The following is a 13,432-nucleotide window of genomic DNA, read 5'->3' as shown; positions in this document are numbered from 1 at the left end:
ACGAGACCGCGATGGATTCGCGTGGCATGCCACCTGTCCCATAGGGTATTCGCCTAGGGTTCTTTCATCGCGATGGCGTTGACCCGATTAAATACTCAATGGTATGTTCGCTCCGCGGCACGACGCGTGCCGCCTGGCCCGACGTCGCGCACCGCGCAAGGAGACGAGATGGATCCGACACGACGCATGTTTTCGATGGCCGCGATCGCCGCGGCGGCACTGGCTTCGGGGGCGGGCGCGATGGCGCAGTCGCCCGCGCCGATCAAGGTCGGCGTGATCCTTCCGCTGTCGGGCGGCGCGGGGCCGCAGGGCCAGCACGTGACCGAGGCGATCCAGGCCATGGCCGCGCTCATCAACGAGGCCGGCGGCGTGCTCGGGCGGCCGATCGAAGTGCTGGTGCGCGACGACGAATCGACGCCGGCGGTCGGCGTGTCGCGCGCCAACGAGCTGATCGGGCAGGGCGTGGCCGTGATCATCGAAGGCTGGAACAGCCCGGTGGCGCTGGCGATGCAGCCCGTGATCGCGCGCGCCGGCGTGCTCGACATCACGACCTTCGCGAGCGCCGATGCCGTGCTCTCGGGCGAAGGCAATCCGCTCGCGATCCGGCTCAATGCCTCCAACTCGCAGGGCGGCGCCGCGGTCGCGCAGGCCATCGCCACCGGCTTCAAGGGCCGGCGCATCGCCTTCCTGACCGAGAACGACGCCTATGGCATCGGCACGCAGCAGGCGATCGAGGCCGGGCTCAAGGCGCTGAACCACGACTACCAGAAGGTGGCCGAGGAGAAGTTCCCGTTCACGCAGTCGGACTTCCGGATCGCGCTGACCAGCATCCGCGCCGCCAACCCCGACGTGACCGTCGCGATCAATGCCAACGAGGGCCTGGGCATGCCCGCGATCCTGCGCCAGTTCAAGCAGGGCCGTGTGCCTGGCCAACTGCTCGCCGCGCTGGGCACGGTGGCGCCGAGCGTGATCTCGGTGGCGGGCGAGGCCGCCAACGGCGTGGCCGGCGTGGACATCTACTTTCCGGATGTCGAGCCCTTCGCCTCCGATCCCGTCAACAAGCGCTTCGTCGCGCGCTCGCAGGCGATGTTCAAGCGCACGCCCGACAAGTTCATGGCGGTGGGCGCGGCCGCGCTGCAGTTCTGGGCCATGGCGGCGAACGAACTCAAGACGCTGGAGCGCGAGCCGCTGGCGCGCCGCATCCGCGGCGGCAGCTTCAAGGGCACGGTGTTCGGCGACGTGAGCTTCGCGCCCAACGGGCAGCTGCAGCTGCCCACCCATGCCTTCACGGTCAGCAACGGCGCGATCGTCGTGCAGAAGCCGGCCGGCCGATAGACGACGAAGAGCCTTTCCCTTCCATAACGAGCTGGAGACACACCATGAAGCTGATTCGGAACCTGATGACGGCGGCGGGCCTGGGCCTCGCGCTGTTCGGCCTTGCCCAGGCGCAGACGCCGCCGACCGTCAAGGTCGGCACCATCTTCCCGCTGTCGGGCGGCGCGGGCCCGCAGGGGCAGCACGTGACGCAGGCGATCCAGGCGATGGCGGCCGTCATCAACGAGAGCGGCGGCGTGCTGGGCCGGCGCATCGAGATCGTCTCGCGCGACGACGAGTCGACGCCGGCCGTGGGTGTCTCGCGCGCCACCGAGCTCGTGAGCTCGGGCGTCGCGGTGATCATCGAGGGCTGGAACAGCCCGGTCACGCTCGCGATGCAGCCGGTGATCGCGCGCGCCGGCGTGCTCGACATCACGGCGGTCTCGAAGGCCGATCCGATCCTCTCGGGCGAAGGCAATCCGCTGGCGGTGCGGCTCAACAGCTCGAACTCGCAAGACGGCGCGGTGATCGCGAACTACATCGCGAAGGTGGTGAAGGCCAAGCGAGTCGCCTTCCTGACCGAGAACGACGCCTACGGCAACGGCGCGCAGGAATCGATCGAGGGCGAGCTCAAAAAGCTCGGCTACGCCTACGAGAAGGTGGCCGAGGAGAAATTCCCGTTCGCGCAGGCTGATTTCCGCGTGGCGCTGACCAACGTGCGCGCCGCCAATCCCGACATCACGGTGGCGATCAACGCCAACGAGGGCCTGGGCATGCCCGCGATCATCCGCCAGGCCAGGCAGTCGCGGCTGCCGGGCGCGCTGGTGGCCGCGGTGGGCACGGTCGCGCCCAGCGTGATCGACGTGGCCGGCGATGCCGCGCACGGGCTGGTCAGCGCCGACATCTACTTCCCGGCGGTGGAGCCCTTCGTCTCGAATCCCGCCAACCAGCGCTTCGTGGCGAAGACGCAGGAGCTCTTCAAGTACACGCCCGACAAGTTCATGGCGCTGGGCGCCACCTCGCTGCAGGTGTGGGCGATGGCCGCCAACGAGCTCAAGACGCTGGACCGCGAGGCGATCGCCAGGCGCATCCGCGGCGGCAGCTTCAAGGGCACGGTGATGGGCGACCTGACTTTCGAGCCCAACGGCCAGCTGCTGTCGCACCACTACCTGTTCAAGGTGGACGGCCGCAAGATCGTGGTGCAGCAGTGAGCCGGGCATGCACAGCGACGCGATGAACCCGGCGACCGGCAACGCCACCGCCCCGCCCGCGCTGCGCGTGGAAGGCCTGGGCGTGCGCTACGGCGCGCTGGTCGCGCTCGACGGCGTGGGCTGGGAGGTGGCGCCCGGCGAGCTGCTGGGCATCATCGGCCCGAACGGCGCCGGCAAGAGCTCGTGCTACGACGCCGTGACCGCGATGGTGCGGCGCGGCGGCCGCGTGAGCCTGCACGGGCGCGACGTGACGGCGGTGCCGCCCTACGGCCTCGCGGGCCTGGGCCTGAAGCGCGCGTTCCAGCAGAACGCCTTCTTCGACGACCTCAGCGTGCTCGGCAACTTCGTCGCCGTGCTCGGCGCGCAGGCGCACGCGGGCCTGTGGTCGAGCGTGCTCAACCCGGTCGGCGCCGCGCGCCGGCGCGGCGAGGCCGAGGACTTCGCGGCGCGCCAGCTGGTGCGCTTCGGCATCCCGGCGCTCTATCACGCGATGAGCCCGAAGGAGATTCCCTACGGCGTGCAGCGCATGCTGTCGATCGCGCTGGCCTACGGCGCGGGCGCCAGCGTGCTGCTGCTCGACGAGCCGGCCGCGGGCCTGGGCGGCGAGGACATGGCGGCGCTGGTCGCGCTGCTGTCCGCGCTCAAGCGCGAGGGCGTGGCGCTGGTGGTGATCGAGCACCACATGGAACTGATCATGGCCGTGGCCGACCGCATCTGCGTGCTCGACCTGGGCCGTCAACTCGCCTACGGCACGCCGGCCGAGATCCAGCGGGATCCGCGCGTGCGCGAGGCCTACCTGGGGAAGGCGCAATGAGCCGCACGGATCAGGACACGGTGCTCGAGGTGCGCGGCCTCGCGGTCTCCTACGCGGGCAACCGCGCGGTGGCGCTCGACGCGCTGCGCGTGGGACGCGGCGAGATCCTCGGCGTGATCGGTGCCAACGGGGCCGGCAAGTCGACGCTGGTGAACGCGCTCGCGGGCTGGTCGCGCGGCGATCCGCGCGTGGCCGGCGAGGTGGTGCTGAACGGCGAGCGCATCGATGCCTGGCCCACGCACGACCGCGTGCGCGCCGGCCTGCTGCTGGTGCCCGAGGGGCGGCTGGTGTTCTCGCGCATGAGCGTGGAGGAGAACCTCTCGACCGCCTTCGCGCCGCTGGCCGCGCCCGGGCGCAAGGTCTACACGCGCGACGAGATCTACGGCCTGTTCCCGCGCCTGCACGAGCGCCGCGGCCACCTGGGCGCGCAGCTCTCGGGCGGCGAGCGCCAGATGCTGGGCATCGGGCGCGCGCTGATGATGGGCCCGCGCCTGCTGCTGCTCGACGAGCCCTCGATCGGCCTGGCGCCGATGCTGGTCTCGCAGGTGCTGCAGACCATGCGAACGCTGGCCCGCTCGGGCCTTTCCATCCTGCTGGTCGAACAGAACGTGCGCGCTGCCATGGAGGTGGTCGACCGCCTCGTGCTGCTGGAGCGCGGCCGCGTGGTCCTCGAGGGACCGGCGGCCGAGTTCGGCAACGACCCGCGCATCGCGCAAGCCTACCTCGGAGCCCACGCGGCATGAACCTGTTGCAACAACTCATCAACGGCATCGTGCTCGGCCATGCCTACGCGCTGGTCGCGATCGGCTGGACCGTGCTGCTGGGCGTGGCGCGCCTGGTGAACTTCGGCCACGGCCAGATGTACATGCTCGGCGCCTTCGTCAGCTGGTGGGCCGTGACGCGCGCCGGCGTGCCCTACGCGCTGGCGCTGCCGATCGCGATGGCGGTGGGCGCGGCCTTCGGCGTGGCGATGCAGCGCGTGATGCTGCGCGCCACCTTCGAGCAGAACCTGGTCTCGATCATGATCATGACGCTGGGCTTCGGCTACGTGCTGCAGGGCGCGGCGGCGCTGATCTTCGGTTCCACCGGCCAGATCCTCGAGACCGCGCTGTCGCAGCGAGAGATCGACATCGGCGATCTCTGGCTGACCTGGCAGGACGCGGCCATCGTGCTGGCGGCGATCGCGGTCTTCATCGGCCTGAAGTGGACGCTCGACGGCACCCGCACCGGGCGGCTGGTGCGCATGGTGGCGGAGGACCCGAAGCTGGCGCAGCTCGCCGGCGTCAACGTGCGGCGCGTCTACTACGGCGTGTTCGCGTTCGAGGGCGCGGCGGTCGCGTTCGCGGCCGGCATGGTCGCGCCGCGCACGCCGATCCTCACCTCGATGGGATTCGAGGAGGTCATCATGACCTTCGTGGTGGTGGTGCTCGGCGGCATCGGCAGCGTGGCGGGCAGCTACGTGGCGGGCGTGGCGCTGGGCATTTTCACGGCGCTGTTCGGCGCGCTGGTCTCGCCGGCCTACACCACGGCCGCGGCCTTCCTGGTGCTGATCGCGGTGCTGGTATTGCGGCCCGGCGGCCTGGGCGCCGGCGCGCGCGGGGGAGTGCACTGATGGCCCGCCTGCATCCGCAGCGCGCCGCGCTGCCCATCGTCGCCGTGCTGGTGCTGTTCGCGCCGGGCTGGCTCGGCGGCGGCGCCTCGGTCTACAGCGCGGCCGTGCTGATCGCGATCCTGGCCGTGCTGTCCTATGGCCTCGACGTGATCGTCTCCGACCTCGGCGAGGTCAGCCTCGGCCACACCGTGTTCTTCGCGGTCGGGGCCTACACCACGGCGCTGCTGTCCACGCGCGCCGGTGCCGGTTCCTGGGCCACGCTCGGCGCCTCGATCGCGCTGGCGTTGGTGTTCGCCGCGGCCATCGGGCTGGTGACGCTGCGGCTGCGCGAGTTCGTGTTCTCGCTCGTCACCTATGCGATGGCGGTGGTGGCGATGACGCTGGCGGCCAACTGGGCCTTCCTCGGCGGCTCCGACGGCGTGCGCGGGCTGCCGATGCTCGACCTCTCGATCGGGCCGCTGACGCTGACCGCGCGCAACGACAAGGAGCTCTGGCCCTACGCCTTCGCGCTGCTGGTGGCGGTGATCTACCTGGTCGACCGCTTCCGCCATTCGCAGCTCGGCGCGGCGGCCATCATGACCCACCTGAACCCGCGGCTCGCGACCATCGGCGGCATCGACCCGGCGCGCGTGCGGCTGCAGGTGTTCCTGTTCTCGGCGCCGATCAGCGCGCTGGCCGGCTGGCTCTACGCCTACCAGCGCGCCTACGTCAGCGCCGACATCCTGGAGAACTACTTCCTGATCCTGATGCTGACGGCCGTGGTGCTGGTCGGGCGCCGGCAGCTGCTGGGCCCGCTGCTGGCGACCGCGCTGGTGCTGGTGCAGGAGAAGTTCTTCTCGCTCGGCGGCTACGTCGACAAGATCGTGCTGGGCAGCGTGCTGGTGCTGATCCTGGCTTTCTTCCCGCAGGGGCTGATGGGCCTGGCGCGTCCGCTGGGCCGCCTGTTCCGCGCGCGCGCCGCCCCGGCCACACCTTCTTTGACCACCCTGGAGACTCCCAAGTGACCGTGATCTGGACCCCATCGCTCGACGACGCCGCCACCCGCTGGCAACAACTGGCCGACCGCCTCGGGCGCGAACGCTTCGCGCCGCTGGCGCCCGAGCTCGACCGCGACCAGCGCTATCCCTGGGAGACCATCGAGGCGCTGGTGGCGCACCGCTTCACCGGCCTGTTCCTGCCCACGCAGTGGGGCGGCGAGGGCCAGAGCCTGACCGCCACCGTGGCCGCGGTCGAGACGCTGGGCATGCATTGCGCGTCGACCGCCGCGATCATGTGCGCCTACCAGCTCGGCGCCTTCCCGATCCTGCTGGCCGGCACCGACGCGCAGAAGGATTTCTACCTGCGCGAGATGACGCAGGGCCGCGCCACCAGCTTCGCGCTGTCGGAGCGCGTGGCGGGCTCGGATGCCGCGGCCATCGAGGCCACGGCGGTGCGCGAGGGCGATGGCTGGCGCCTGCGCGGCGAGAAGTACTGGATCGGCAATGGCGGCGCCTCGCGCTACTACGTGGTGTTCGCCAAGACCGACCCGGCCGCGGGCGGGCGCGGCATCTCGGCCTTCATGGTCGACAAGGAGAAGCCCGGCGCGGTGGTCGACGAGCTGTCCGACAAGATGGGCATCCGCGGCACCCAGACCTCGAACCTGCGCGTCGACGTGGTGGTGCCCGACAGCGCGCGCATCGGCGAGCTCAACCGCGCGCTGCGGCTGGCGCTGCAGACGCTCAACGTGGGCCGCATCATGGTGTCGGCGCAGTCGATGGGGCTGGCGCTCGCGGCCTTCCGCGAGGCCTCGCAGCGCGCGGTCGAGCGCCGCACCTTCGGCCAGCCGATCGGCGAGAACCAGGGCATCGGCTTCAAGCTGGCCGACATGGCGACCGAGATCTCGGCCGCCCGCATGATGCTGTACGAGGCCGCGCGCGCCTACGACGCCGGCGCCGACGTCTCGAACCTCGGCGCCATGGCCAAGCTCTTCACTTCCGAGGTGGCCCACCGGGCGGCGGACAATGCGGTCCAGATCTGGGGCGGCATGGGCTACTGCAAGCCGACGGTCGCGGAACGGCTGTACCGCGACCAGCGCATCCTCGAGATCTACGAGGGATCGTCCGAAATCCAGCGGCTGGTGTTGTCACGCGCCGTGCGCAAGGAGGCGGAAGATCGGGTGAAGTGAATCACGAAAGAGAAGAGGTTGGCGATGGCGAGTGCACAACAGGCAGTGGTGGATCCGGGCGGCAACGAGTCGCGCAACGAGATCCTGCAGGCGGCGGCGGAACTTTTCATGGAGCTGGGCTATGCGGCGACGTCGATCGACGCGGTGGCGCAGCGCCTGGGCGCCACCAAGGGCCGCATCTATCACCACTACCGCAGCAAGGCCGACCTCTTCTTCGACGTGCAGATCGCCGCGATGAACCGGCTCAACGAGCAGGTCGAGCCGATCGCGCGCGGCGCGGGCGACCCGCTCGAGCGCCTGTCCGCGATGGCGCTGCGCCATACCCAGATCCTGCTGACCGAGCTGCCGATGCAGAAGGTGGCGGTGCAGGGACTGGAGCGGCACCTGCTGGGCGCCTCCTCGGGCGCCAAGCGGCTGCGCTCGGTGGTCAAGATGCGCGACGACTACGAACAGATGTTCGTCGAGGTGATCGACGACGGGGTGCGCGCGGGCCTGTTCGTCGACCAGCCGGCGAAGCTCATCACCAAGCCCTTCTTCGGCGCGCTCAACTGGGCCACCGTCTGGTACAGCCAGCGGCGGCTGCAGAGCGCCGAGGCGGTGGACGACATCGCTCATGCCCTGGCAGCCTTCGCGCTGCGCGGGCTTCTCAAGGATCCAAACCATGAAGCAGCAAGAAAGACAGCCCTTTTCCGAGACCATCTGGGATGAGAGGGAGACCTGGTCGCGCGACCGCATCGAGGCCTTCCAGATCGATGCCCTGCGCCGCCAGCTCGAGCGCGTGGGGCGCACCAGCAGCCACTACCGCAAGGTGTTCGCCGAGGTCGGCTTCGAGCCCGGCGACCTGAAGAGCTTCGCCGACCTGCGCCGGCTGCCGTTCACGCGCAAGGCCGACTACGTCGCCGGCCTCGAGGCGCAGCCCCCGTTCGGCGCCCTGGCCGCCGTCGAACCCGGCGAGGCCGTGCGGGTGCATTTCTCCTCCGGCACCACGGCCCGGCCCGCGCCGGTGCTCTGGACCCAGGCCGACATCGAACGCTGGGCCGACCTCTACGCGCGCTACCTCTATGCGCAGGGCCTGCGGCGCGGCGACATCTTCCAGTGCATGTTCAACTACGCGTGGTTCGTCGGCGGCCTCGGCGCCACGCTCGCGGCCCAGCACCTGGGCGCGCTGGTGATCCCGGCCTCCTCGGGCGACACCGAGCGCCAGATCGAGACCATCTTCCAGTACGGCAGCCAGTGCGTGATCGGCACGCCCTCGTTCATGGCCCACATGGCCGAGGCGGCCGAGAAGCTGGGGCGCGACCTGACCACCTCGCGCGTGAAGATGGTCTGCGTGGGCGGCGAGCCCGGCGCCAGCATCCCCGGCACGCGCGAGCGCATCGAGCGCCAGTGGGGCGCGAAGATGTTCGACTGCTACGGCGCGCTCGAATGCCAGCCGATCGGCTGGGACACCGCCGCGCAGCTCGGCCCGACGCTGGCCGAGGACTTCATCTACGTCGAGGTGCTGCATCCCGACACCAAGGAGCCGGTGGCCGATGGCGAGCGCGGCGTGCTGGTGCTGACCCATCTCGACAAGGAGGCCTGCCCGCTGGTGCGCTGGTGGACCGGCGACATGGTGGTGCGCGACAGCCGCACCGCGCCCGACGGCCGCACCCACGCGCGCCTGGCCGGCGGCGTGCTGGGCCGCGCCGACGACATGCTGATCATCCGCGGCGTGAACCTGTTTCCCTCGGCGGTCGAGGACATCGTGCGCGCCTTCCCAGGCCTGAGCAACGAGTACCTGCTGGTGCTCGACGACAGCGTGAAGGACCCGCACACCGGCTTCCTCACCGGCGTGAAGCTGCGCGTGGAGCGCGCGGCGGGCGCGCCGGCCGACCTCGGCGAGCGGCTGTCGCAGCGGCTGCGCGAGAAGCTGCAGGTGCGCTTCCATGTCGAGGTGGTCGAGTCCGGCACCTTGCCGCGCACCATCCACAAGGCCACGCGGGTGGTGCATGCCTGAGGCGCGGGCCCAGGGCCTGCCGCGCCCGCTGGCCGGCCGGCGCGTGGTCGACCTGTCGCAGTTCATCGCCGGGCCCACGGCGGCCCAGTACCTCGCGGACTTCGGCGCCGAGGTCACGAAGGTCGAGTCGCCGCAGGGCGACGGCGTGCGCACCCTGCCGGGCAACGGCTTCGGCAGCTACTACGCGCGCAGCTTCAACACCGGCAAGACCAGCCGGGTGCTGAACCTGCGCGAGGCCGCCGACCGCGCGGCGCTCGATGTCATGCTCGCGGAGGCCGACGCCTTCGTCTGCAACCTCGCGCCCGCGTCGCTGAGCGGCCTGGGCCTGGACGGGCCGACGCTGCGCGAACGCTTCCCGCGGCTCGTGATCGTGCTGATCTCGGGCTACGGCCAGCAGGACGCACGCATCTGCATGGACACCATCGCGCAGTGCGAGTCGGGCTTCGCGCTGCTCAACGGCGACGAGGATGGCTCGCCGCGGCTGTCGACCAGCTGGCCGATCGACATGTTCTGCGGCATGTACGCCGGCATGAGCTGCGCCATGGCCATGCTCGGCCCCGCGCGCCAGGGCTGCCTGGTCGATCTGTCGATGATGGAGGTCGCGGCCAGCATGCTGATCGGGCCGGCGATGCTCGCGGTCAGCGAGGGCGACCCGCTCGATCCGCCGATGGGCAACCGCGACCGCGCCTCCGCGCCCTCGAGCATCTACCGCTGCGCCGACGGCCACGTCTACATCCTCGGCGGGCTCGATGCCTACTGGCGCCGGCTGCGGCCGCTGGTGGGCGCCGACGACGCGCCGATCAAGGAGCGCATCGCGCGCGCCGCGCATTTCGACGCCCAGGTCGAGGCCTGGACGCTGCCGCGCCGGCGCGACGAGGTGCTGGCGCAGATGCGGGCGCTGCAGATACCGGCCGGCAACGTGCGGCCGCCCGAGGAGGCGCTGGCCATGATCCGCGCGCTGCGCCCCGGCGCGGTCTCCCAGGCGCTGCCCTCGGGCGAGCACGTGCCCGCGTTCCCGGCGCTGTTCGACGGGCAGCGGCTGCCGCGCAGCGCGACGCCGCACGTGGGCGGCGGCCTGCGCTTCGCCTGAAGCCGCGTCCTTTTCCCTTCTTCCATCCTTCCGATCCGAGGAGCCTTCGATGGCCAGCACTTCTTCCCTTCCCGCCGCCGACGCGCTGCGGGTCATGCGGCCCGGCGTCCACCAGGGACGCTCGGCCTTCATCACCGGCGCCGGCTCCGGCATCGGCCGCGCGATCGCGCTGCGGCTGATGGCGCTGGGCATGGACGTCTTCGGCACCGGCCGCCGCGCCGAGGCGCTCGAGGAGACCGGCCAGCTGGCCGAGGGCCTCGCGGGCCGCTTCGGCTTCGAGACCTGCAACGTGCGCGACACCGAGGCGATCGAGGCACTGGTCGCGCGCGTCGGCCAGCGCCAGGGCATCGACCTGCTGGTGAACAACGCGGGCGGCCAGTTCTTCGCGCCCGCCACCGGCATCAGCCGCAAGGGCTGGGACGCCGTGATCGACGTCAACCTGTCGGCCATCTTCGTCGTCACCAAGGCCGCCTATCCCTTCCTCAAGGCGCGCAAGGGCTCGGTGGTCAACATCTCGCTGTCGGGCGTGGACCGCGGCTCGATGGGCATCGCGCATTCGATCGCCGCGCGCGCCGGCGTGCTGGGCCTGATGCGCACGCTGGCGCTCGAATGGGCCAGGGACGACATCGCGCTCAACTGCATCGGCCCCGGCGCGGTGCTGACCGAGGGCCTGGCCGGCGAGGCCGCGAAGGCGATGCTCGACCGGCTGGTCGACGCCACGCCGATGGGCCGCGCCACCAGCGTGGAGGAGGTGGCCGAGCTGGTCGCCTTCCTCGCCACCCCGGCCGCGCACCTCATGACCGGCCAGCTGATCCAGATCGACGGCGCGGCCCACCTGGGCTCGGGCCTGCACATGCTGGCGGCCTGAAGCGATGGACGGCGCTCTCTCGCATGTGAAGGTGCTCGACCTGTCGCGCGTGCTGGCCGGCCCCTGGGCCTCGCAGATGCTCGCCGACCTCGGCGCCGACGTGATCAAGGTCGAGCGGCCCGGCAGCGGCGACGACACGCGCAGCTGGGGCCCGCCCTTCCTGCACGACCGCGACGGCCAGCCCACGCGCGACGCGGCCTACTACCTGTGCGCCAACCGCAACAAGCGCTCGGTCACCATCGACATCACCACGCCCGAGGGCCAGCAACTGGTGCGCGAACTCGCCGCGCGCTGCGACGTGCTGGTGGAGAACTACAAGGTCGGCGGCCTCGCGCAGTACGGCCTCGACTACGACACGCTGCATGCCGAGTTCCCGCGGCTGGTGTACTGCTCGATCACCGGCTTCGGCCAGACCGGCCCCTACGCGCCGCGCGCGGGCTACGACTTCCTGGTGCAGGCCATGGGCGGGCTCATGAGCGTCACCGGCCGCGCGGAATCGGAGCAGGGCGCCGGCCCGCTCAAGGTCGGTGTCGCGGTGGCGGACCTGTTCACCGGCCTGTACGCCTCGAACGCGATCCTGGCCGCGCTGGCCTACCGCGAGCGCAGCGGCACGGGCCAGCACATCGACCTCGCGCTGCTCGACGTGCAGGTGGCCTGCATGGCGAACCAGGGCATGAACTTCCTCTACGGCGGCCGCTCGCCGGGCCGGCTCGGCAATGCGCATCCCAACGTGGTGCCGTACCAGGACTTCCCGACCGCCGACGGCGACGTGATCATCGCGGTCGGCAACGACGGCCAGTTCGCGCGGCTGTGCGCGGCCATCGGCCGGCCGGCGCTGGCCACCGACGAGCGCTTCGCGACCAACCTCGCGCGCATCGCGCACCGCGTCGAGCTGATCCGGCTGCTGCGCGAATGCACGCTGACGCGTTCCACCGACGAATGGGTGGCGGCGCTCGAGGCGGCCGAGGTGCCCTGCGGCCCGATCAACGACCTCGCGCGGGTGTTCGAGGACGCGCAGGTGATCGCGCGCGGCATGAAGATCGAGGTCGAGCACGCCACGGCCGGCACCATTCCACTGGTGGCCAATCCGATCCGGCTGTCGGCCTCGCCGGTGGCCTACCGGCGCGCGCCGCCGACCCTGGGCCAGCACACGCGCGAGGTGCTGGCCGACGAGCTCGGGTGCGATACCGGGCGGATCGACCGGCTCGCTGCGAGCCGCGTCATCTGATCGGCTTCAGGCCAGGCGCAGCTCGGGCGGCGGCACCGCCGACGCCGCGGGCAGCTCCGCGCGCAGGAAGTCGATCAGCGCGCGCAGCTTCGCGGGCACGCGGCGCCGGTCGGGGTAATAGAGCGTGAGGCCCGGCAGCACCGGGCTCCAGTCGGCCAGCAGCCGCACCAGCAGGCCCTGCTCGATCAGCGGCTCGATGTAGCCGTTGATCATGTAGGCGACACCGATGCCGTCGAGCGCGGCGCGCACCAGCGCGGCCGAGTCGTTGAGCACGAGCCGGCCGTCGATCGCGAGCTGCAGCGTCTCGTCGCCGCGCGCGAACTGCCAGCGCTCGACCTGGCCGGTGCTGACGTGGCGAAAGCCGATGCAGTCGTGCGCCAGCAGCTCGGTGGGATGCGCGGGCGTGCCGTGGCGCGCGAGGTAATCGGGCGAGGCGATCAAGTGCGCCTCGATGCGCGGCCCGATCCTGACCGCGATCATGTCTTTCTCGACCAGGTCGCCGAAGCGGATGCCGGCATCGAAGCCCTGGGCCACGATGTCCACCAGCTGGTTCTCGATCCGCAGCTCGAGCTTGACGTCGGGGAAGCGGTCGAGAAAGCGCCGCAGCACCGGCTGCAGGCCGATGGTGTAGCCCGCGCGCGGCACGTTGAGCCGCAGCAGGCCGCTCGGGTGGTCGGCCTCGCGGCCCAGCTCCTCGGACACCGCGGCGAGCTCCGACACCACCGGCCGCACCTTCTCGAGATAGCGCTCGCCGACCTCGGTGAGGCTCACGCTGCGCGTGGTGCGGTTGAACAGCGCGATGCCCAGGCGCCGCTCGAGGCTGCGGATCGACTGGCTCACGGCCGAGGGCGTGACGCCCAGGCGCACCGCGGCGGCCGAGAAGCCGCGCTCTTCCGCCGCCACGATGAAGGCGACGAGTCCATCCAGCAGGTCCTGGCGCATGCGGCGCTCTCCATTGCGATATCGAAGCGCCGAGTCTAGTGGCGGCTTTGCGATCTGTTAGTTGGCCTTGAAAGCCCATGCAGCGCCGGCGCCTTGTCGCCGCGCGCTCTGCTGCGTAGCCTGCGCCGGTCCTCTCACACCATTCCACTGCTTGGAATCGAGCGGTGTCGCGAGCCGCGCGCCCTTCCTACCA

13 protein-coding genes are annotated in these 13,432 nt (G+C 71.0%); 12 read left to right on the top strand and 1 reads right to left on the bottom strand.

What is annotated here, in order from left to right; translation table 11 throughout:
- The first annotated feature begins 168 nt into the window (after window positions 1-168).
- Genes BM109_RS32620 through BM109_RS32565 form a run of 12 tightly spaced genes read left to right on the top strand, consistent with a single transcriptional unit; the run spans window position 169 to window position 12,297 of the window.
- Window positions 169-1,335 (top strand): ABC transporter substrate-binding protein, encoded by a 1,167-nt coding sequence (locus BM109_RS32620; protein WP_256222913.1) that lies wholly within the window; start codon window positions 169-171, stop codon window positions 1,333-1,335.
- 44 nt (window positions 1,336-1,379) lie between these two features.
- The gene (locus BM109_RS32615; RefSeq protein WP_093352392.1) at window positions 1,380-2,525 is read left to right on the top strand and encodes an ABC transporter substrate-binding protein; all 1,146 of its coding nucleotides are present in this window, start codon (window positions 1,380-1,382) and stop codon (window positions 2,523-2,525) included.
- Window positions 2,526-2,532: 7 nt separating this feature from the next.
- Entirely contained in the window at window positions 2,533-3,339 is an 807-nt protein-coding gene (locus BM109_RS32610; RefSeq protein ID WP_256222912.1) for an ABC transporter ATP-binding protein, read from the top strand.
- Window positions 3,336-4,082 carry an ABC transporter ATP-binding protein gene (locus tag BM109_RS32605; RefSeq protein ID WP_093352389.1) on the top strand — a complete coding sequence of 249 codons (747 nt, stop codon included), beginning with the start codon at window positions 3,336-3,338 and terminating at the stop codon, window positions 4,080-4,082. The genes BM109_RS32610 and BM109_RS32605 overlap by 4 nt, the downstream gene beginning before the upstream one ends.
- Window positions 4,079-4,951 carry a branched-chain amino acid ABC transporter permease gene (locus BM109_RS32600; RefSeq protein ID WP_093352387.1) on the top strand — a complete coding sequence of 291 codons (873 nt, stop codon included), beginning with the start codon at window positions 4,079-4,081 and terminating at the stop codon, window positions 4,949-4,951. Before BM109_RS32605 ends, BM109_RS32600 begins: the two co-directional genes overlap by 4 nt.
- Window positions 4,951-5,955 carry a branched-chain amino acid ABC transporter permease gene (locus BM109_RS32595; RefSeq protein ID WP_093352384.1) on the top strand — a complete coding sequence of 335 codons (1,005 nt, stop codon included), beginning with the start codon at window positions 4,951-4,953 and terminating at the stop codon, window positions 5,953-5,955. The genes BM109_RS32600 and BM109_RS32595 overlap by 1 nt, the downstream gene beginning before the upstream one ends.
- Window positions 5,952-7,115, top strand: a complete 1,164-nt coding sequence (locus BM109_RS32590) for an acyl-CoA dehydrogenase family protein (protein WP_093352381.1) — start codon at window positions 5,952-5,954, stop codon at window positions 7,113-7,115. The genes BM109_RS32595 and BM109_RS32590 overlap by 4 nt, the downstream gene beginning before the upstream one ends.
- A 24-nt stretch (window positions 7,116-7,139) precedes the next feature.
- Complete coding sequence (locus BM109_RS32585; protein WP_093352379.1) at window positions 7,140-7,823, top strand: TetR/AcrR family transcriptional regulator; 684 nt, start codon at window positions 7,140-7,142, stop codon at window positions 7,821-7,823.
- On the top strand, window positions 7,777-9,111 hold the full coding sequence (locus tag BM109_RS32580) for a phenylacetate--CoA ligase family protein (protein WP_093352376.1): 1,335 nt from the start codon (window positions 7,777-7,779) through the stop codon (window positions 9,109-9,111). The genes BM109_RS32585 and BM109_RS32580 overlap by 47 nt, the downstream gene beginning before the upstream one ends.
- Window positions 9,104-10,201 (top strand): CoA transferase, encoded by a 1,098-nt coding sequence (locus tag BM109_RS32575; protein WP_093352374.1) that lies wholly within the window; start codon window positions 9,104-9,106, stop codon window positions 10,199-10,201. Before BM109_RS32580 ends, BM109_RS32575 begins: the two co-directional genes overlap by 8 nt.
- A 49-nt stretch (window positions 10,202-10,250) precedes the next feature.
- On the top strand, window positions 10,251-11,069 hold the full coding sequence (locus BM109_RS32570) for an SDR family NAD(P)-dependent oxidoreductase (RefSeq protein WP_177239516.1): 819 nt from the start codon (window positions 10,251-10,253) through the stop codon (window positions 11,067-11,069).
- 4 nt (window positions 11,070-11,073) lie between these two features.
- The gene (locus BM109_RS32565; protein ID WP_093352371.1) at window positions 11,074-12,297 is read left to right on the top strand and encodes a CaiB/BaiF CoA transferase family protein; all 1,224 of its coding nucleotides are present in this window, start codon (window positions 11,074-11,076) and stop codon (window positions 12,295-12,297) included.
- A gap of 6 nt (window positions 12,298-12,303) precedes the next feature.
- On the opposite strand, the gene BM109_RS32560 is transcribed toward BM109_RS32565, so the two are convergent.
- Window positions 12,304-13,239, bottom strand: coding sequence for a LysR family transcriptional regulator (locus BM109_RS32560; RefSeq protein ID WP_093352368.1), 936 nt, complete (start codon window positions 13,237-13,239; stop codon window positions 12,304-12,306).
- Window positions 13,240-13,432 lie beyond the last annotated feature (193 nt).

Origin of the sequence: Variovorax sp. PDC80 (genome assembly GCF_900115375.1) — a bacterium.
Lineage (GTDB): Bacteria > Pseudomonadota > Gammaproteobacteria > Burkholderiales > Burkholderiaceae_C > Variovorax.
Note: the sequence above shows the minus strand (reverse complement) of the source record. Positions and strands in the feature narration are given on the sequence as shown.

Bases quoted from the DNA above. Each gene is read 5' to 3' on its own strand.
- BM109_RS32620 (WP_256222913.1), top strand. From the start codon at position 169: ATGGATCCGACACGACGCATGTTTTCGATGGCCGCGATCGCCGCGGCG.
- BM109_RS32615 (WP_093352392.1), top strand. From the start codon at position 1,380: ATGAAGCTGATTCGGAACCTGATGACGGCGGCGGGCCTGGGCCTCGCG.
- BM109_RS32610 (WP_256222912.1), top strand. From the start codon at position 2,533: ATGCACAGCGACGCGATGAACCCGGCGACCGGCAACGCCACCGCCCCG.
- BM109_RS32605 (WP_093352389.1), top strand. From the start codon at position 3,336: ATGAGCCGCACGGATCAGGACACGGTGCTCGAGGTGCGCGGCCTCGCG.
- BM109_RS32600 (WP_093352387.1), top strand. From the start codon at position 4,079: ATGAACCTGTTGCAACAACTCATCAACGGCATCGTGCTCGGCCATGCC.
- BM109_RS32595 (WP_093352384.1), top strand. From the start codon at position 4,951: ATGGCCCGCCTGCATCCGCAGCGCGCCGCGCTGCCCATCGTCGCCGTG.
- BM109_RS32585 (WP_093352379.1), top strand. From the start codon at position 7,140: ATGGCGAGTGCACAACAGGCAGTGGTGGATCCGGGCGGCAACGAGTCG.
- BM109_RS32580 (WP_093352376.1), top strand. From the start codon at position 7,777: ATGAAGCAGCAAGAAAGACAGCCCTTTTCCGAGACCATCTGGGATGAG.
- BM109_RS32575 (WP_093352374.1), top strand. From the start codon at position 9,104: ATGCCTGAGGCGCGGGCCCAGGGCCTGCCGCGCCCGCTGGCCGGCCGG.
- BM109_RS32570 (WP_177239516.1), top strand. From the start codon at position 10,251: ATGGCCAGCACTTCTTCCCTTCCCGCCGCCGACGCGCTGCGGGTCATG.
- BM109_RS32565 (WP_093352371.1), top strand. From the start codon at position 11,074: ATGGACGGCGCTCTCTCGCATGTGAAGGTGCTCGACCTGTCGCGCGTG.
- BM109_RS32560 (WP_093352368.1), bottom strand. From the start codon at position 13,239: ATGCGCCAGGACCTGCTGGATGGACTCGTCGCCTTCATCGTGGCGGCG.